Origin of the sequence: Streptomyces albipurpureus, assembly GCF_023701525.1 — a bacterium.
Taxonomy (GTDB): domain Bacteria; phylum Actinomycetota; class Actinomycetes; order Streptomycetales; family Streptomycetaceae; genus Streptomyces; species Streptomyces albipurpureus.
Map to the genome: position 1 here is coordinate 349,537 of NZ_JAMQAW010000002.1, position 19,280 is coordinate 368,816.

14 protein-coding genes are annotated in these 19,280 nt (G+C 71.2%); 12 read left to right on the forward strand and 2 right to left on the reverse strand.

Translation table 11 applies throughout. The features are described 5' to 3' along the window. The first annotated feature begins 417 nt into the window (after positions 1-417). Entirely contained in the window at positions 418-2,580 is a 2,163-nt protein-coding gene (kdpB, locus tag NBG84_RS02605; protein WP_250917564.1) for a potassium-transporting ATPase subunit KdpB, read from the forward strand. Between the two features lie 522 nt (positions 2,581-3,102). Here the strand turns inward: kdpB and NBG84_RS02610 are convergent. Beyond that, positions 3,103-6,486 carry a S8 family peptidase gene (locus tag NBG84_RS02610; protein WP_250917565.1) on the reverse strand — a complete coding sequence of 1,128 codons (3,384 nt, stop codon included), beginning with the start codon at positions 6,484-6,486 and terminating at the stop codon, positions 3,103-3,105. 342 nt (positions 6,487-6,828) lie between these two features. On the opposite strand from NBG84_RS02610, the gene NBG84_RS02615 reads away from it, so the two are divergent. The 8 genes from NBG84_RS02615 to NBG84_RS02650 all read left to right on the forward strand — a co-directional run bounded on the left by NBG84_RS02615 (position 6,829) and on the right by NBG84_RS02650 (position 14,698). After that, entirely contained in the window at positions 6,829-7,386 is a 558-nt protein-coding gene (locus tag NBG84_RS02615; RefSeq protein ID WP_250917566.1) for an O-methyltransferase, read from the forward strand. A 443-nt stretch (positions 7,387-7,829) separates the two neighbouring features. Next, positions 7,830-7,985 carry a hypothetical protein gene (locus NBG84_RS02620; RefSeq protein ID WP_250917567.1) on the forward strand — a complete coding sequence of 52 codons (156 nt, stop codon included), beginning with the start codon at positions 7,830-7,832 and terminating at the stop codon, positions 7,983-7,985. A 236-nt stretch (positions 7,986-8,221) separates the two neighbouring features. Continuing rightward, positions 8,222-8,590, forward strand: a complete 369-nt coding sequence (locus NBG84_RS02625; RefSeq protein WP_250917568.1) for a hypothetical protein — start codon at positions 8,222-8,224, stop codon at positions 8,588-8,590. Positions 8,591-8,643: 53 nt separating this feature from the next. Next, entirely contained in the window at positions 8,644-10,185 is a 1,542-nt protein-coding gene (locus NBG84_RS02630; RefSeq protein WP_250917569.1) for an FAD-binding oxidoreductase, read from the forward strand. Next, entirely contained in the window at positions 10,182-10,955 is a 774-nt protein-coding gene (locus tag NBG84_RS02635) for an SDR family NAD(P)-dependent oxidoreductase (protein ID WP_250917570.1), read from the forward strand. The genes NBG84_RS02630 and NBG84_RS02635 overlap by 4 nt, the downstream gene beginning before the upstream one ends. A 202-nt stretch (positions 10,956-11,157) precedes the next feature. Beyond that, complete coding sequence (locus NBG84_RS02640) at positions 11,158-12,117, forward strand: GNAT family N-acetyltransferase (RefSeq protein ID WP_250917571.1); 960 nt, start codon at positions 11,158-11,160, stop codon at positions 12,115-12,117. Positions 12,118-12,167: 50 nt separating this feature from the next. Continuing rightward, positions 12,168-13,037, forward strand: coding sequence for an ester cyclase family protein (locus NBG84_RS02645; RefSeq protein ID WP_250917572.1), 870 nt, complete (start codon positions 12,168-12,170; stop codon positions 13,035-13,037). Positions 13,038-13,105: 68 nt separating this feature from the next. Next, positions 13,106-14,698: an FAD-dependent oxidoreductase gene (locus NBG84_RS02650; protein ID WP_250917573.1), complete on the forward strand. Its 1,593-nt coding sequence runs from the start codon at positions 13,106-13,108 to the stop codon at positions 14,696-14,698. Positions 14,699-14,851: 153 nt separating this feature from the next. Here NBG84_RS02650 and NBG84_RS02655 read toward each other — a convergent pair whose 3' ends face one another. Next, the gene (locus NBG84_RS02655; RefSeq protein WP_250917574.1) at positions 14,852-15,331 is read right to left on the reverse strand and encodes a MarR family winged helix-turn-helix transcriptional regulator; all 480 of its coding nucleotides are present in this window, start codon (positions 15,329-15,331) and stop codon (positions 14,852-14,854) included. Positions 15,332-15,456: 125 nt separating this feature from the next. Here NBG84_RS02655 and NBG84_RS02660 point away from each other — a divergent pair, with 125 nt between their 5' ends. The 3 genes from NBG84_RS02660 to NBG84_RS02670 all read left to right on the forward strand — a co-directional run bounded on the left by NBG84_RS02660 (position 15,457) and on the right by NBG84_RS02670 (position 19,233). Next, entirely contained in the window at positions 15,457-17,031 is a 1,575-nt protein-coding gene (locus tag NBG84_RS02660) for an FAD-dependent monooxygenase (RefSeq protein WP_250917575.1), read from the forward strand. A gap of 67 nt (positions 17,032-17,098) precedes the next feature. After that, positions 17,099-18,103: a methyltransferase gene (locus tag NBG84_RS02665; RefSeq protein WP_250917576.1), complete on the forward strand. Its 1,005-nt coding sequence runs from the start codon at positions 17,099-17,101 to the stop codon at positions 18,101-18,103. A gap of 152 nt (positions 18,104-18,255) precedes the next feature. Further along, positions 18,256-19,233, forward strand: a complete 978-nt coding sequence (locus NBG84_RS02670) for a quinone oxidoreductase family protein (protein ID WP_250917577.1) — start codon at positions 18,256-18,258, stop codon at positions 19,231-19,233. Positions 19,234-19,280: the final 47 nt, after the last annotated feature.

A 19,280-nucleotide genomic window follows, 5' to 3' on the forward strand; every position in this document is an offset into this window, starting at 1 on the left:
AGGCGCAGGGGACGGCCGAACCACCCGCTGGACCAACACACGGCGGGCCCGACCCGTGCCCGCGCGGAGGTTTGACGGTTCCCTGACGCGCGCCGGCCCTCCTTTGACAGGTGTTTGACGCCTCAGGGCTGCCCGCTGTCAGGGAGCCGTAAATTCCTTGGCATCCCATCGGTTTCGGCCGTAGTGCCTGGCCTAGATTCCCCTTCGGCTGTTCCGGGGCGCGCACGTCAGTGGCATGACGGCGATCGGCGCTCCCGTTCGGTCGGCACGTGGCGGCTCTTCCGGCGTTGCGTTCCACCTACGGCCGCGCTGTCACCGCTCCTTTGGTGACGGCTACGGCCGAAACGGCTCCCCACGCCCTCCGTACCGGTCCACCGGCCACGGGTGGGCCGGTACTTCCATCAGAAGGTCTTCGCCATGCCTCCAGCCACTCGCCAACAGGCTCCGACCGCTTCCCGGGCCGGCACCCCCGGGGGTGAACACGGTCATCGGCGGGCCGCCCGGCGCAGAGGGGCGAGCGGTCTCTTCGACCCCGTGCAGCTGCTGACGTCGTTCCCCGGCGCCCTGCACAAATTGCGTCCACGGGCACTGGCGCGGAACCCGGTGCTGTTCGTCGTCGCCACCGGGTCGGTTCTCACCACCCTGTCCGCGCTGGTCCATCCCTCTGTCTTCGCCTGGGTGATCAGTATCTGGCTCTGGCTGACCGTGTTCTTCGCCAATCTCGCGGAGGCCGTCGCGGAAGGCCGGGGCAGGGCCCAGGCGGAGTCCCTGCGCCGGGCGCGTACGGACACGGTCGCGGTGCGGCTGCGCGACAACTGGCGAATCGGCACACACCTTCCCTCCGCGGCGACGGAGACCGTCGCCGCCACCGATCTTCAGCCCTTCGACTTCGTCATCGTCGAGGCCGGTGCGTTGATCCCGGCGGACGGCGAGGTCGTGCACGGCATCGCGGCGGTCGACGAGTCGGCCGTCACCGGTGAATCCGCCCCTGTCATCCGGGAGTCGGGCGGCGACCGGTCGGGCGTCACCGGCGGAACCACCGTGCTCTCCGACCGCATCGTGGTGCGCGTCACCTCTCGCCAGGGGCACTCCTTCATGGACCGGATGATCGACCTGGTCGAAGGCGCCTCCCGGCAGAAGACCCCGAACGAGCTGGCGCTCAACATCCTGCTGGCCGCCCTGACCGCCGTCTTCGTCCTCGTGGTCCTCACCCTTCAGCCCATGGCCGCCTACGCGGGTGCCGACCAGTCCACCACGGTCCTCGTCGCTCTGCTGGTCACACTGATCCCGACGACCATCGGCGCGCTGCTCTCGGCGATCGGCATCGCGGGCATGGACCGCCTCGTCCAGCGCAACGTCCTCGCCATGTCGGGCCGGGCCGTCGAAGCGGCCGGCGACATCAGCACCCTGCTCCTCGACAAGACGGGCACCATCACGCTCGGCAACCGCGAGGCGGCCGACTTCGTGGCGCTACCCCGTGTCGACGAGTCGTCCCTGGCCAGGGCCGCCCAGCTCGCCTCGCTGGCCGACGAGACCCCCGAAGGCCGGTCGGTCGTCGTCCTCGCCCAGCGAAAGCACGGGTTGCGGGAGCCTCTCGCGGAGCAACTGAGCCGGGCCAGGTTCGTGGGGTTCAGCGCGCAGACCAGGATGAGCGGAGTCGATCTGTGGTCGGGTGACAACGCCGCACTGCGCATCCGCAAGGGCGCGGCGGCGGAGGTGATCGCCTGGGTGCGGATGCGGGGCGGCGCCGTCCCCGCCGAGGCGCGGTGGTTCTCCGACTCCATCGCCGCGTCCGGCGGCACACCCCTGCTGGTCGCCGTGGACGACCGGGACGGACCACGCGTCCTCGGTGCCATCCATCTGAAGGACGTGGTGAAGGACGGCATCCGGGAGCGGTTCGCCGAACTGCGGGCCATGGGCATCCGCACCGTCATGGTCACGGGCGACAATCCGCTGACCGCCCGGGCCATCGCCGAGGAGGCGGGTGTCGACGACTTCCTCGCCGAGGCCACCCCCGAGGACAAGCTCGCCCTCATCAGGAAGGAGCAGGAGGGAGGAAGGCTCGTGGCGATGACCGGGGACGGCACCAACGACGCTCCCGCGCTGGCCCAGGCCGATGTCGGCGTGGCCATGAACACCGGCACCTCCGCCGCCAAGGAAGCCGGAAACATGGTCGACCTCGACTCCAACCCCACCAAACTCATCGAGATCGTCGAGATCGGCAAACAACTCCTCATCACCCGAGGAGCACTCACCACCTTCTCCATCACCAACGACGTCGCCAAGTACTTCGCGATCATCCCCGCGATGTTCACCGGCGCCTACCCGGGCCTGGAAACCCTCAACATCATGGGCCTGCACAGCCCGACCTCCGCCATCACCTCAGCGACCATCTTCAACGCGCTGATCATCGTGGTACTGATTCCGCTCGCCCTACGGGGTGTGCGCTACACCCCCGCCTCGGCCCATGACCTGCTACTCCGCAATCTGACCGTCTACGGCCTCGGCGGACTCGTCCTGCCGTTCGTCGGCATCAAACTGATCGACCTGGTCGTCTCCACGATTCCCGGCCTGGGCTGAACGCCGCTCAGCTCATTCCTGCTCCCCTTGCCCACGCCGCGACTTGACTCCGACACTGATGTCGGAGGCGGTCCCCGCGGCACAGCCCGGCCGCCGGGCCGGGACCGAGGTGCGTCCGTTCGGCGGCTCTCCCCGCGCATGCGCGGGGAGAGCCGGACCGGCCGGTGCGGTGCGCCACCATCGCCCGAACACCGCCTGACAGCACGGGCGATCACCGCACCGCGCGCCCGGCGGACATATGCCTTCCAGCCCTGTCTCCCGACGCATCGGAGAGTGCGGACCGTCGTGGCCGATCTGGTCTTCGTCCCCCTGACCCTCGTGCTGCCCGGGCTTCTGCCCGTGGGGGTAGGGGGCCCGAACGGCTGTGAGCGTCGGGAACGTCGCCGATCTCGTGGTGGCGTGCTGCCCGGTGGTCCATCCGCTGCTCCGCCGGTGGGGGTTGGGCGCTCGTAGGGTTTCCCACCGGGCAGCCAATCCGGCGGCAGTGGGCTTCTTGTGTGCGCCGCCGGTGGGGACCTGCGGCTACCTGCCGATGTACGCGTCGTACACGGTCACACTCGCTCTGCCGCCCTGTGTGTCGGCGGCCTCGCCCCGCAGGGCGACCGTCTTCCCCTTGGCCGGGTTCCTGACGGTGACCTTCCCCTTGATGACGGGCCTCTGCTGCCAGGTCACCCCGTCGTCGTAGGAGACGGAGACGGAGAGTGACCTCAGGCCCGCACCCGCCGCGGGCCCCTGCACCGTCACCGGGAAGGTCACCGTACGGTCCGCCGGAACGGTGCCGTCCAGGTTCACCTGGGCCCCGAACCGCACGGTGGACAGTGGAGTGCGCACCTCCCCGTCGGTCGCCGGTTTGGCGCTGCGGAAGGTCCAGGACCCGTCGATACGGGTGCCGACGGCGGAGACGGACGGGCTCCGCGTCACGGAGGTGGTCATCGTGTACTCGGCGTCGTCCGCGCCGACGGCGTAGAACTGCCAGCCCGTCAGCGCGTCCTCCTTCTCCCCGATCCTGGTGGTGCCCTGGTAGAGCGTGGTCTTCGCCGAGGAGTACACGGACCGGCCGATGTTGCCCACGCCGTCGGAGAACAGCGGTACGACGAACTCGACCCTGTTCCCCTGACGGAAGGCACCGCTGCGACCCCGCATCAACGGCGAGTGCACGGCGGGGCCGAGCTTCACCCGGTGACTCGTACCCGCGCGGAAGTCCTGCTCCGGGGCGGTGTACGCGATCTCCTCCCACCCCTGGGCGTCGAGCTGAGCCCCGGACAGGGACCAGAGGCCGGCCTTCCCGTCGGTGGCCAGGTAGTGGGTCCGGGTGCCCGGCAGGGCGAAGGGGTACTCGGAGCCGAAGTCGATGCGTTCCTTCCCGGCCAACGCCGTCGTGCGCCCCGTCCTGCCCTGGACAGAGGCGCCGAGGGTCGCGGTGACCTCGGCGAAGTCGGCGGCCCCGAACTTCCTGTGGTATCCGGTGAAGAGCCGCTTCACCTCGCCTCCGGCGGCGAGGCTGTACTGGGTCGAGGCATCGCGTTCCCACTGCGCGTAGAGGGCGTCCCTGAGCTCGACACCGGTGGGGCGCTCCGGGCCCAGTTGCGCGGTACGGAAGCCGTCGAAGGTGGTGGAGGAGTGGTCCATGAACTCCATGGACCGTTCACCGATGCCGACGGAGACGGCCGCCGCGGCGCCGGTCATCCGGGCCCCGGGGTCCGCGACGGTCATCTGGACGGGCCTGGTGGTGCGGGCGTCGATGGTGAGGGCGGCGTTCTTCGTCAGCGCCAGTCTGGGATGGACCAGCCGGTCCGAGCCACCGGACTCGTTCCACAGGCTCGAAAAGACCGCGTAGTCGCCCTTCGGCAGCCGGAGCCTGTCGGTGCCGCTCGCGCTGCCGTTGAGGGTGATGGAGGCATCGCCCGCGCCGGAGATCTGGCGCAGGTGGGTGTAGAACTCCTTGCCGGGCTGTCCGTCCCGGCCCACGAAGTCGAGGCTCAGGTCGTAGGACTCGACCTCGCGGTCCACCGAAGCCGTGGACCGCACGGTCTGACCGCCTCCGGTCGCGGTGACGACGGCGGTGTAGACGCCGTTGTTGGCGCCGCCGATCCGGGTGTCCGCGGTGAAGGGCACGGTGGCGGTGGAACCCGCGGGAACGGTGACCTTGTTCGTACCGAGGGCGAAGAAGCCCGCGGGGGCCGGCCCGCCTTGGGCGTCGAGCCCCTTGACCGCCAGGTCCAGGGTGATCTCCTGGGTGCCGAGGTTGCGGTAGGTGATCTGCCGGGCGACGGGCTGGTCGTCGGTGTGCGGCCACTGCTGACGGCCGAAGGAGACGGTGGTCTCGTCAGCGAACACGGTCTGCTCGATGGCGCGGTCGACGGCGATCCGGCCGGTGCCCTGCTGGAACACGGAGTACCCGCCGTCCTGGGCGGAGGCGGTCAGCGCCGCCTTGAGCCGCTCGCCCGTCCAGCCCGGGTGCCGCTGCTTGAGCAGCGCTGCGGCGCCCGCCACATGCGGGGTGGACATCGACGTACCGCCGATGGAGAAGTAGCCGGCCGGGTTCTCGCCGACCTGCTGGGCGATGACACTGCCGGGGGCCGAGGCCGCGGTGATGCCCACACCGGGAGCGGTGACATCCGGCTTGATCGACCCGTCGTGCAGCGGGCCGACGCTGGAGAAGGGTGCGATCTTGTCGGTGTCGTCCACGGCGCCGACGGTGAGAGCGGCTTCCGCGCTGCCCGGGGAGCCGACAGATCCGGGGTTCGGTCCCTCGTTGCCGGCGGAGACGGTGAAGAGGACGCCCTTCTCCCTCGTCATCCGGTTGATGTGGGCCTCCAGCGGATTGATCTCGGGTCCGTCACCGGAGCCGAAGCTCATACTGACGATATCGGCACCCCGGCTGACGGCCCAGTCGACGGCGGCGATGGCTCCGGACTCCATGGTCCCGTTGTCGTCCATGACCTTGGCGTTGAGGATCTTGGCTCCGGGAGCGACGCCCTTGTACGCGCCGCCGGACTTGGCTCCGGTCCCGGCCGCGATCGAGGCGATGTGCGTGCCGTGCCCATGGCGGTCCCTGGTGTCCGGGGACGAGGTGAAGTTCGCCGCCCCGACCACCTGCGCCACCAGATCCGGGTGGGTGTCGTCGACCCCGCTGTCCAGGACCGCGATGGTGACGCCCTTGCCGTCGTACCCGGATTGCCATGCCCTCGGGGCCCCGATCCGGCCCACGCTCGTGTCCAGGTTCGGGGTGTACACCGCGTCCAGCCAGACCCGATCGATCCCCGGGACGGTCCCGGCGGCCCGGGCGGCTCCGGCTCCGGCTCCGGCTCCGGCTCCGGCTCCGGCTCCGGCTCCGGCTCCGGCTCCGGCTCCGGTGAGGGTGGCCCACAGCCCGCCAGCGTCCCGCTTCGGTACGGTCACGGCGTCCGCGTTGATCGACGGCAGCGTGCGCGCCACCTTCGCGTCGGCGCGGACCCCCTTACGGGCCCCGGCCGCCGACGCGCCCTCGTACTCAACGACGACTTTCAGGCCATCGCGGTAGGCCCGCCGACTCTCGGGGCTGCTGAGCCCGGTGACGTCGAAGAGCCGTCGGTCGAGCTTTCCGGCCGCTATCAACCGCTCGGCGTCGACCGGAACGGCATAGGTGCGCCCCTTCTCGATCCAACTCCGTACGGGTATCGCCTCGCGGCCCCTGCCTCGTTCGACGGAGACGACCCGGTGCCGGACATCCACTCCGACCCGGTCCCCGGTGATCAGGGTGACCCACCGGAGTCCGGCCCCGGTACCGCCGGTGGCTGCGCGGACACCGGAGGTACCGGTATCCGCGATGGCGTTCGTACTGGTCATGCCGGCGACGAGGGCCGCCGCCACAAGGGCCGTGGTGACGGTGGTCGCACCGCGCCCTTGATGCTTGGTGGAGAACAAAACGGCTCCCTGCTGTACGGGGTCGGGGGGTGAAAAAGCCGGGAGCGGCCCCGTTCCCCCGCTCCCGGCCGGTAAGAGAAGGAAGATCCAACTCCCGTTGCCCTGCGCCTCACTGATGGCCGAAACTCGACTCTCAGCACTCCTCCCAGAGAGAGCAGCCGCGCGCCACGGCGATCCCGGCGCACGTCCTCGAAGGTGGCTCGAAGAGGCTCGACGCCGGGTGGTGGGAGCGTCCAGAGAGGTCGCCCCCGCGGGCGGGCTCTGCAAGTCTCGGGCTGGACACCGGCGGCCGGAACTGCGGCGGTCGGTCACCGGGAGCACTCGTCCACGGGGAGCCTCACTATGTCTGATACCGCGTTCACCTCGGCAGTCCAGGCGGCCACCGTCCCTACGATCGGCGATCCACTCCACGGTGGCGGCCAAGGAGTGGCAACACTGCTGCGGCAACTGGTGATCGCCACCGGGGCCGACACCGTCGTCGAGTGCGGGGCCCGGCTCGTCCTTCCGGTTGCCGAGGCGCTGCGCGCCAACGGACGCGGCAGGGTGGTGGTCTGCGAGGCACCGGGGGTACGGGTGGCCAAGGCGGGCGCGGCTCTGGAGCAGGCGGGGCTCGCCGCGTACGGAAGCCTGCTCAACGTCGGAGCCGGGGAGATGCTGACGGCGGTGCCGGGGCCGGTGGATCTGCTGGTACTCGGCGGGCCGCCCGCGCGGTTCCTGCCGGTGCTGCGGCTGTTGGAGCCGCGGATGCTGCCCGGCGCGGTGGTCGTGGCAGATGGGGTCCATGAGATGTTCGAGCCGGCCACGGAGTTCCTACGCCATGTCCGGGACGCCGGGAACGGTTATGTTTCGCTGCCGCTGGCCCTCGGCCGAGGACTGGAGATCGCTGTCCGCAGCACCTGATCCGTTCAACCACCTCGCGTGTGTGCACCGCGCGGTGCCTGTCCCCCGTAACCCCGCCCGGTGAACCCCGTTGCCGCGAGTTCCGTACCCCGTGCCCGGCGGTTCGTTCCGGTCGCCCAAGGCAGCCGCAGGGCTGCGAAAGCCCACACATGCGCAGCGCACACGCTCACACCGCGCACCCCGACCGACCGAGGGAGAGCCGTGTCCCCACACCCCGTTGCCGCCCTGTCCACAGCGCCGGACCATCCGATGGTCGTCCCAGCCGACAGTGCTCGCCAACCTGACTGCGGTCAACCCGCCCTTCCAGCGGGGTTGTTCGCGTCCCGTACTCCATCGGTCCGGCCCGGCGCCAGCGCGGCGGACCGTGGATACGGGGGCCTCGGGGTTCCCCCGATCCGTCCGGCGGCCTCGCCCGGCACCCGGGGACCACGGGGGCGAGAGGCATGAACCGGTACTCGTCGCTGCGCGGCGCCGTCGTCAGGTACTGCCTGCGGCCGATGGCCCGCGCGCTCCTGGCCCTCGGCTCGATCCACCTGGGCCTGTACGTGCCGTATGACTTCGATGCCGACGATCCGGCGCGCTACCCGGAGAAGTGGTAGCCCGCCGCACCCGAACCGCCGCACCACCCGAATCTGCCGCACCACGGCTGCGACGACAGCCCGGTCCGGTGAACGCGGGTGTCCACCACGGCTCGACGCCCACCTGACCGCTGCTGGACGCACCGGGTCCGCAGCTGGGCACGTCTCCAGGCCTCTTCGAGCGCCGCCCCAGACCCGGATCGCACCGTGGCCCCAGAGACCACCACAGCGTCCACTTCCCCCAGAGGAGAACCCCCATGAGCCATGACCGACTTGTCGGCACCTGGACCACCCAACTCGACGACGACGGCAAGGCCGTCCCCGGGCTGGTGCGCTTCTCCGCGGACGGCGGAGTCGTGTCCACCCAGGTCAACACCAAGAGCATCGGTCTGGGCAGCTGGCGTGCGACCGGCCCGGACACCTTCGAGTACGGCTTCCACATCCTCGCGGTGGACGGCGAAGGCACCCACGTCGGCGAGGCACGGGTGCGCGTGGAGGGGGAGTTCACATCCCCCACGCAGTGGCAGGGCACCGGCGGAGCCGAGTTCTACGACCCCCAGGGGGTCAAGCGGCGAGGGCACGGGGGCTCGAAGGTGACAGCCGAGAAGTTCGGCGCCGACGAGTGAAGGCGCGCCCCAGGCAGCCGCTGCGAGGCGCGCGGTCGACGGCCTCCGCGTCGATGTCCGCTCTGGCGGACGGGCTCGGCGGACGGCTGGTCCTCCCGTCGGACCCGGGATACACATCGGCCGTCCAGTTGCAGAACACCGAGTACGACTCCACGGCACCGCAAGCCGTCGCGTACTGCGCCACCAGCGAGGACATCGCCGCCTGCCTCCGCCACGCCCGCGACGGCGGGCTACGCGTCCATGTCCGGGGCGGCGGCCACAGCTTCAACGGCTGGTCCACCGGGGAGGGCCTGGTCATCGACCTGTCACGGATGAACCGGGTCGCTCTCCGGGTACCCGGAGACCGAACCGGCACCGGCGGACCCGTGGGAACACCCACCGTCCTGCTCGGCGCGGGAACCCGCTCGGTCGACGCGCTGGACGCGCTCCGCCCTCTGAGCCGCCAGATCGCCACCGGCACCTTTCCCACCGTCAGCGCGGGAGGGTTCCTCACCGGTGGCGGAATCGGCTGGCAGACCCGGCGGTTCGGCATCGCCTCCGACCGGCTGGTCTCCGCACAGGTGGTGCTCGCCGACGGACGTGCTGCGCACTGCTCCGCCACCGAGGAGCCCGATCTGTTCTGGGCGCTGCGCGGCGGCGGGGGCGCGACCTTCGGCATCGTCACCGCATGCGAACTGCGGCCGATCGACGCGCCCGTCATGACCGGCTTCGAAACCCTGTGGGCGTACGACGACGCGGTCCCGGTGCTGGCCGCCTGGCAGGACTGGTGCGCGGAGGGCCCCGACGAGCTGGGCACCTCGCTGGTGGTCCTGCCCGGGATGTTCGGCCCGCACGGACGCCCCGTCGTCAAGGTCTGGGGCGTGCACCTGGGGCCCACCGGTCAGCTGCACTCCATGCTCGACGAGTTGGCCGAGCGGGCCGGAGCCAAGCCGGTCAGCCGGGCCGTCGGCCCGCGCGGTGGCTACGCCGATGTGATGCACCAGGCCCTGTGCGGGGCCAAGACCGTGGCGCAGTGCCATCGCACCGGCACCGGCCCCGGAGCGGAGGGCCACCGGCACCCGTACACACGGCAGGCCTACCGGCTCACCGGCCGCCCCGCCGGCCGAGCATCCGCCGCGGCGCTGCTCGCCGCCTGGGAGGCCGATCCGGTCCCCGAGCGGTATCTGCTGTGTATCGCCGTCGGCGGTGCCGCGAACCGATTCGGCCGCACCGAGACCGCGTATGTCCACCGCGACGCGCAGTTTCTGATGGGCTATCAGATCGCCTGTCGGGAGCCTGGGCCGGATCCGGAGACCGCAGCGTCGATGACCGCCTGGGCCGACCGTTGTGCCGCCGCGCTCAAACCGCTGGCCTGCGGCTCGTACATCAACTTCCCGAGCTCCCGGATCACCGACGGCTGGGAGGAGGACTACTTCGGCGAGAACCTGCCCCGGTTGCTGGAAGTGAAGCGGGCGTACGACCCGGACAACGTCCTCCACCACGCGCAGAGCGTCGGTACCCATGCCGCGAAGGCCCGGACGACCGATACGACCACCGATACGACCGCCGGGACGCAAACGACGGTTCCGCAGACGACCACGGAGACGGACTCATGAGAACGGACCTGCGAGACAAGGCCGTACTGGTCACCGGGGCGTCCTCCGGCATCGGGCGCGCCACGGCCATCGCGTACGGTACGGAGCGCGCCCGGGTGGCCATCACCTATCACACCGACGAGGCCGGAGCCCAGGAGACCGCCCGGCTGGTGGCAGAGGCGGGCGGCACCCCGCTGATCCTGCCCTACGACCTCGCCGACGAACGTTCCGCGCACTCCGTCGCCGGCCGTGTCGCCAAGGAGTGGGGCGGCATCGACGTCCTGATCGGCAATGCCGTGAGCTGGGGCGAGGCCATCCCCCGCCCCGGAAGGCCGGTGCCGCTGTTCGAGGACGTCCCGCCCGAGCAGTGGAGGGAAGTCCTGCGTACCAGCATCGACGCCGCCTTCCATCTGCTGCAGGCCGCCCTTCCCGCGATGCGCACTCGCCCCTGGGGCCGGATCGTCCTCATCGGCGCGGGCCTCGCGGACACCGGAAAGCCGGGGGCGGGGGCGTACGGGGCGGGCAAGTCGGCCCTGTACGGCCTGGTCCGCAGCCTCGCCTGGGAACTCGGCCCCGAGGGGATCCTCATCAACATGGTTGTTCCCGGTCAGACGCTGACGGAGACCGTACGGGCCCATGTGCCGTCGGATTTCCTGGTGGAGAAGGGGAAGCAGCTGCCGTCGGGGCGGATGTCGGACCCACAGGACGTGGCGAACGCGGTGCTGTTCCTGGGGTCGGCGGCGAACGGAAACAGCAACGGGGAGACGGTGAGGGTGACCGGAGGGAGTTGAGCGGCGGGGACGGCCCGCGCACCGCGAGCGGCGGGAACTGCCCGCGCACCGCCCGACGCCCCTCCCCGGCCTGGCGGCCCGGGGTTCCTCAGCTTCGCCCGGAAGCAACTGGAGCGAGGGCTGCCGAGGGGCGCCCCGGGGCCGCCGGCGCGTCGAGCGGAACTGGAGCGAGGTTCGAGAGGGGGGCGTCAGGTTGGGGTTCATGGAGATACGCAGCCTCGACGGCGACAGTGACGCGACCCTCACCGCCCTGCTCCCCGGCTTCCGGGACACCATGCGTGTGGAGCTCCCCGCCGATCCCCCGGTCACCAAGGCCCTACTGGCCCGGTTGTTCCAGCGCAGGCATGGAACCGAACGGCTGGTGCTGGTCGCGTACGACGGCGACACCCCGGCCGGCGTACTGAAGCTGGGCCTCGATCCAGCCGACCCGGCCGGGCCGGGGCACGGCTCCCTCTGGGTGTTCCCCGGCTTCCGGCGTCGCGGGGCGGGGCGGGCACTGGCCCGGGCGGGCCAGGGGGCACTGCGGGAGCGGGGGCGGGGCCTGCTGCTGGTGGACGCGCCCGAGGGCGAGCCGGCGCAGCAGTTCGCCGGGGGGTTGGGCGCGCAGCGGACGGGGGTGAGTCTGCGCAACCGGCTCCTGCTCGGCCCGGCCCGGCCCGCGCTGGAGGAGGCCGCTGGCCGTCAGGTGCCCGGGTATCTGCTGCGCCGGTGGACCGGCCCCTGCCCCGAGGAGCTGGTGGAGTCGTACGCCCGCGCCTGGAGCGCCCTCGACGAGCGGGTCAACGGCCGGGCCAGGGTGCGCAATCCGGTCGCCGGGGATGTGCGGGCCCGCGAGGCCGAGGCGGCGCGGGCCGGGCACCGGGCCTACACGGCGGCAGCGCTGGCCGGGGATGGTGGTCAGGTCGTCGCTTACAGCACCCTCTTCGTCCGCGACAGCCCGATGGCGGACGGCGGCGAGACGCTCGTACTACCGGAGCACCGCCGACGCGGCCTCGGGACCCGGCTGAAGGCGGAACTGTTGCTGGGAGCGGCGAGGGAGAACGAACACCTCGCGCTGGTGCAGGTGTTCAACGACAGCGCCAACACAGCGGTCGTCGCGCTCAACAAGAAGCTCGGCTTCACGGCCGACTCCCGCTGGGCCACCTACGCGCTCCGAGTCTGAGCCCGCGTTCGCAGCCAGCGCCCGTGTGCCGGACCGTCCGAGAGGAATCCATGAACACCGTCACCCCCGCCGACCAGCGGAGTCGGAACACCCAACTGGTCCGCGACCTCTACCAGTCGCTGTACCGCGAGCACCGACTCGACCAGGCCGGGACCTACTTCCACCCCGAGTACACCGAACACGACCCGCTCGCGGCACCGGGCCCTGATGGGCCCGCACGCCACTGGCGACTGATGACCGGCCGATTCCCCGAGCTGCGTGCCGGGATCGACCACCTGGTGGCGGACACCGACCGGGTGATGGTCTTCGCGACCTGGACCGGACAGGCCGTCACCGGGGAGCGCTTTCGGTTGCACACCGCAGAGTTGTACCGGATCGAGGACGACCGGATCGCCGAGCACTGGAATGTGGTCGACCGTGCGGTGCTCGCCGAGCACGGCGTCCCGGGGCTGGACGGGGACGGAGTCCAGCCGCCCGCGCCCGGCCCGTACCTCCCGTACGCCGGGACCGAGCGGGCCAACGCCGAGCTGGTCCTCGGCGCGTACCGGGAGGTCTTCAGCGAGCACCGGCTCGACCTCGCCGAGCGCTACTACCACCAGGACTACCGGCACCACAATGTGCGTACCGCCGCCGTGCCGAACGGCCTCGACGCCTTCAAGGTGTTCTTCGCGGACAACATCGCCGCCTTCCCCGATCTGACCACCACGGTCGACCACCTCGTCGCCGAGGGCGACCGGGTGATGGTCTTCGTGACCTGGCGCGGGACTCTCACCGGGGCGTGGAGCGGTGGCGGGCCTTCGGGAGGGCAGCTGACCATGCGCACCTGCGACCAGTTCCGCATCGAGAACGGAAAGGTCGCCGAGCACTGGGAGATCGTCGACTACCTGGCGCTTGCGCGCGCCGGGCTGCCGACCCCGTGAGTCCCCCGCTGGCGGGGTGCCAGCGCTCCGCGCCCAGCCCAGACCCAGAGCCCAGAGAGGGATCCGCGATGAGTTCCAGCAACGCGCCCGCGAACGGCGACGCGCCCGTCCTGGTCGTCGGCGGCAGCCTGACCGGACTGTCCACCGCCCTGTTCCTCGCCCACCACGGAGTGCGCTGCACCCTGGTGGAGCGCCATCCGAGCACCTCCGTCCACCCGAGGGCCGTCGGCTACTACCCGCGCACCGCCGAACTCCTCGGCCAGGCGGGGGTGGAGGAAGCGGCGAGGCGGGCCGCGGCCGGGTTCGAGTCGCACCGCACCAGGGCCGGGGTGACATCGCTGGCCGGCGAGGTCCTCTTCAGCCGTGAGGAGTTGGCTGGTGGTGACGATCTCGCCGATCTCACCCCGTCGCGGTTGCTGCTGCTGCCGCAGGACCGGCTGGAACCGCTGCTGCGGGCCCGGGCGAAGGAGCTGGGGGCCGACTTGAGGTTCGGCACCGAGCTGTTGTCCTTCGCCGAGGACCCCGACGGGGTGACGGCCGTGCTCGGTGACGGCGCGGGCGGGACCACCGCCTTTCGCTGCGACTACCTCGTGGCCTGCGACGGGCCGCGGAGCGCCGTGCGAGAGGCGCTGAAGGTGCCCAGGCACGGGCGTGGCGTCATCTCCCGGCATATCAGCATCGCCTTCGGCGCGGACCTGAACGAGGTGCTCGGCGAGCGGCGCTACAGCGTCGTCCATATCAGGAACCCGAAGGTCACCGGGATTCTGGTACACGACGACACCCGTACCGAAGGCACCCTGATCGTCGGCTATCTGCCGGAGCGGGGCGAGAGCCTCGACGACTTCACCGACGGGCGCTGCGCCGAACTGGTGAGTGCTGCGATCGGGTCGCCCGAGGTGGCGGTGACGATCCGTTCCCGGTTCCCCTGGGACATGGCGGAACAGGTCGCCGAGACATTCGTCCAGGGGCGCGTGCTGCTCGCGGGAGACGCCGCGCACGTCGTGCCGCCGACCGGCGGCTATGGGGCCAATACCGGTATCGCCGACGCCTGCAACCTGGCGTGGAAGCTGGCGTCGGTGGTGCGAGGGGTCGCCGGTGCGGGGCTGCTGGAGACGTATGACGCCGAGCGCAGGCCCGTAGCCGTGTACACCGCCGAGCAGGGTTCGCTCCAACTCGCGGTGCGCTCCGGGGAGGCCACCCCCGAGCAGCGGGAGGCCGCCGCGGACGCTCTCACGGTGACGATGGGGCAGGTGTACCGCTCGGCCGCGATCGTTCCCGAGCCGGGAGCAGAGGCCCGGCCGGCCGCCCGCGACCCGCGGGAGCTGCGGGGTGAGCCCGGGGCACGGGCGCCGTATGTCCTTCTGGACCCGGCGGCCGGCTCGACGCTGGACCTGTTCGGGCGGGAGTTCGTCCTGCTGACGGGGACCGGGACGCGGGCGGATGGCTGGGTGGCGGCCGCGGCGGAGGCCGGGGTGACGGCGCACCGTCTCGACGGGACGGGGTGGGCCACGGCGTACGGCGTGGGCTCCGCGGGGGCGGTGCTGGTCCGTCCGGACGGGGTGGTCGCCTGGCGCTCCGCGGGGCCCTTGGCCGGCGACCCGGTGGAGGTCCTGGCGGGGGTGCTGGGCCAGGTGCTGGCGCTGCCCGCCGATCAGCCGTAGCCGGGGTCAGAGCAGTCGGGGCGGGTCCTGCGGGGGTCGCCCCGGCCGTTGCTGGGTCGCACGGGCCGTCGTCGGGTCGCGCGGGTCGGGCGTGGGGCAGGGCCGGTATCGCCTTGGTACGCCGAGGGGGCCCGAGGTCCGGCAGCCGGCCCGCTACTGGCCCTGCTGCAGATCGGCGATCGAGTCGACGTACTTGATCAGCAGCCGAGCGAACTCCAGGCGTTCCTGGGCGGGCCAGTCCAGTGTGATGCGCTCGTAGGCCGCCCGCTGGTGGCTGCGGAAGCGGGAGAGCATCTCAAGGCCCTCATCGGTGAGCACCAGGATGGTGCGGCGGCCATCACGCTGGGATGCGGCGCGGACGAGATAGCCGGCGGAGATGCAGTCGGACACCATCCGGCTGGCGACCGAGGGGTCGACGGCCAGGCGTTCGCCGACCACCCCAACGGTGATCTCCTGGCCGTTCCCATCAGGGCCGTCCTGAACGATGTTGAGCACAAGTGTCCTGGTCATGTCCTTGCGGGACACCTGTGTCTCGACGTTCAGTGCCGCTGTGCGCCGCAGCCGTGAGAACGCAGGACCGACCGCGTCGAGCAGTTCCGCGGCCTTCTGCGCGCTCTGAGTCGAAGTCTCCATGCGCCCATCCTAAGCGAGTTGATTACCGCACACGAGCATCTGTATGCTCGCAAACGACTGCATGTCAGAACTCATATATCTGCTAAAGTGCATCTTCTTTCGTCTCGTGCCGAGAGGGCAGGACCATGACCGGCAACACGGGCGGCGACGACCGTCACCAGCACCACGGCGATCCCGAGGAATGGAACCGGGACGCCGACCCAGCCTTCGACTACGACGTACTCATCGTCGGCGGCGGCCCCGTGGGCATGCTGCTCGCCGCTGAACTGCGGATAGCCCGGGTGCGTACCGTCGTACTCGAACGGCTGACCGAGCGCTCGCCCCACTCCAAGGCATTCGGACTACACGCCCGCTCCCTTGAATCGCTCGACCGGCGCGGCCTGGCCAAACGCTTCCGGGACGGCGCGCGTTCCTGGAACAACGGCCACTTCGCCGGCCTGGACGAGTGGGTCGATTTCTCCGCGCTCGACAGCTCACACGCCTACGCCCTGCTCTCCGAGCAGGTCAGGACCGAGCGGCTGCTCGAAGAGCGGGCCGTCGAGGTCACCGCCGAGATCCGGCGTGGTCACGACGTCACGGCGGTGCGGCAGGACGCCGACGCCGTCGAGGCGGATGTGACCGGCCCCGACGGCGGCTACACCCTGCGCGCCCGCTACATCGTGGGCTGCGACGGCGGCCGGAGCCTGGTCAGGCAGCAGGCCGGCATCAGCTTCCCGGGCACCGGGGGCCGGGTGACCGCGCGCCTCGGCGACGTGATCCTCGCCGACCGGGAGAACGCCCCGATGGGTATGGAGCGCACCGAACGCGGGCTGCTGTTCTGCGTACCGCTGGACGACACCTACCACCGTGTCTCGACGTTCGACTTCGAACAGGGCAAGGAGCAGGGCGACCAGCTCACCATGGACGAACTGAGCGCCAGCCTGCGAGAGGTCTGGGGCGACGACCTCGGTGCGCACTCACCGCGCTGGCTGTCCTGGTTCACCGACTCCGCGTGCCAGGCCGACCGGTACCGCGAGGGCCGGGTACTCCTCGCGGGCGACGCCGCGCACACTCACTTCCCGGTCGGCGGCCAGGGCGTCAACCTCGGTCTCCAGGACGTGTTCAACCTGGGCTGGAAGCTCGCCGCGACCGTGCACGGCTACGCGGCCGACGGCCTTCTCGACACCTACGACCGGGAGCGGCAGGCACCCGCCCGCAAGGTGCTCGCCAACACCCGCGCCCAGATCGCGCTGATGAACCCCGACCCGTATGTCACCGAACTGCGCGCCCTGTTCACCGATCTGATGCGCAAGGACCAGGTGAATCTGCATCTGGCCGAGATGCTCAGCGGGGTCACCGTCCGCTACGACCTGCCGGGCCCCGAACACCGGCTGCTCGGCGACTTCGCCAGGGACCTGGAGCTGCGGACGGCCGACGGCAAGAGCACCCTCCCCGAGTACCTGCGGCGCGGCAACGGCCTGCTGCTCGATCTGGGGGGCCGCCCCGAGGTGACCCGGGCGTTCCAGGAGTGGAGCGGAAAGGTCGCCTGGGACGGACGCCTCCGACACGTCCGGGCCGAGTGCGACCAAGAGCCGCGGCTCGCGGCCCTGCTGGTACGCCCCGACGGGTACGTCGCCTTCGCCGGCGACCGGGATCTGCCGGGCCCCGAACTGCGCCAGGGTCTGGACGCCGCGATCGCCACCTGGTTCGGCAGCCGCTGACGAACCGCCGACAACCGTCCCGTCGATCTCGCCGTTCCCGCCGTTCTCCATAAGGAGTGACCCGCGCATGACTGCACCCCCGTGGTCCCAGGAACTGTTACGGAAGTCCGATCTGATCACCCCCATGGCCATCCGGGTCGCGGCCACCCTCCGGCTCTCCGACCACATGGCCGCCGGAGCCGTCACCCCGGATGCGCTGGCCCGCGCGGCCGCCGCCGAACCGGGCGCGCTGCGCCGCCTCCTCGGGCACCTGGTCGGTGCGGGCATCTACCGCAGCACCCAGGAAGGGACGTACGAGCCGACCGCCCTCGGGGAGATGCTCCGGGGCGACGTACCGAACTCCGGTCGCGACTGGCTGGAACTCGACGGCCCGATCGGGCGTGGTGAACTGGCGTTCCTCCGGCTGCTCGACGCGGTGCGCACCGGACGGTCCGTCTACTCCTCGGTGTACGGGCAGGAGTTCTGGCAGGACGTCGAGGCCGATCCCGCGATGGCGGAGTCCTTCGGACGGCGGATGGCCGCCAACATGGCCTCTGTGGTGCCCGAGTTGCTCGCCCGCGCCGACTGGCACGACGTCGGCCATGTCCTCGACATCGGAGGCGGCGACGGCACCCTGCTGACCGCCCTGGCCCACAGCCGCCCGGACCTCAGCGGCACCCTGATCGACCTGGCCGCACCGGCCGCCGCCGCCCGCCAGGAGTTCGCCGCGGCGGGACTCGGCGACCGCTGCTCCGCGGTGGCGGGCAGCTTCTTCGACCCGCTGCCTCCGGGAGCGGACGTCCATCTGCTGTCCAACGTCCTGCTCAACTGGGACGACGACCGGGCCACCGCCCTCCTGCGGCGCTGCGCCGAGGCCATCGCACCCGGCGGACGGGTCCTGGTGCTGGAGGGGCTGCTCGATGTGCAACTCGACCAGACCGAACTGGACCTGCGCATGCTCGTCTATCTCGACGGCCGGATGCGTACCTCAGACGATCTGCGCGCACTCGGTGAGGCCGCCGGACTGACCCTGCGGCGGGTCACCGATCTGGGCCCCTTGCGCTCGCTCGCCGAGCTGGTCCCGTCAAGTTGATCCACCGGCCCTGCGGGGCCGTTCGGGCCGCCGTCCCCCGTGATGGACCGGCCCCGGGGCCGCGCGCGGCTGAGCCATGTGATCGGCGCTGCCCCGCGATCCACCCCATCTCAGTTTCCGACCGGCAAGACGCAACACAAGGAGTACGTTTCATGCGCATCATCCGCCACCACGAGTTCGGCGCCCCCTCGGTGCTGCGCGCCGAGGAGACCGAGCGGCCGGAGCCGGGCCCCGGTGAGGTGCTGATCCGCACCGAGGCCGTCGGCGTGAACTTCGCCGATGTCCAGCGCCGTCAAGGCGTACCGATCGGTGGCCACCCCACGCTGCCCGCCTCGCCCGGCGGTGATGTCGCCGGCCGGGTCGAATCCCTCGGCGAGGGCGTGACGGCCGTCGCCGTCGGAGACCGGGTGGTCACCGGAGTCGCCTCCGACGCGTATGCCGAGTACGTCGTCGCTCCCGCCGACTGGCTCTTCCCGGTGCCCGACAGCATCGACGCCGCGCAGGCCACCTCGCTGCCGATCCCGGCGCAGACGGCGTACCACGTCATCGCCACCGCCGCTCGCCTCAAGCCGGGTGAGTCGGTGCTGGTCACAGCCGCCGCGGGCGGGATCGGCCATCTGCTCGTCCAGTTCGCCAAAGCCTTGGGCGCCGGCCTGGTGATCGCTGCGGCGAGCAGCCAGGACAAGCTCGACTTCGCCACCTCGCTGGGCGCGGACGTCGCCGTCGACTACGGGCAGGAAGGCTGGGACGAGAAGGTCAAGGCCGTCACGGAGGGAAGGGGCGTCGATGTCGTCCTGGAGACCGTCGGTGGTGACATCCTCACCCGCTGCGTGGGGCTGACCGCCGCGTTCGGGCGGCTGGTCGTGTACGGCTCGGCGGGCGGCGTGGTCCCGTCGTTGGACGTGGGAGAGATCTTCGACAACCGGACCGTGATGGGCTTCAGCATGTGGGGCGTCATGGCCCACAAGCCGCAGGCGATGGCCGATGGTGCGAAGGCGTTGCTGGAGCTGGTCGCGTCCGGGGAGGTCCGGCCGGTCGTCCACGCGGCCCTACCGCTGGAGCGGGCCGCCGAGGCGCACGAGTTGATGGAGGCCCGCGCCCAGTTGGGGCGCGTCGTCCTGGTGCCGTGACCGCAGCCGCAGCCGCGTAGCTGTACCGCCCTGGGGCCGGTTCCGGC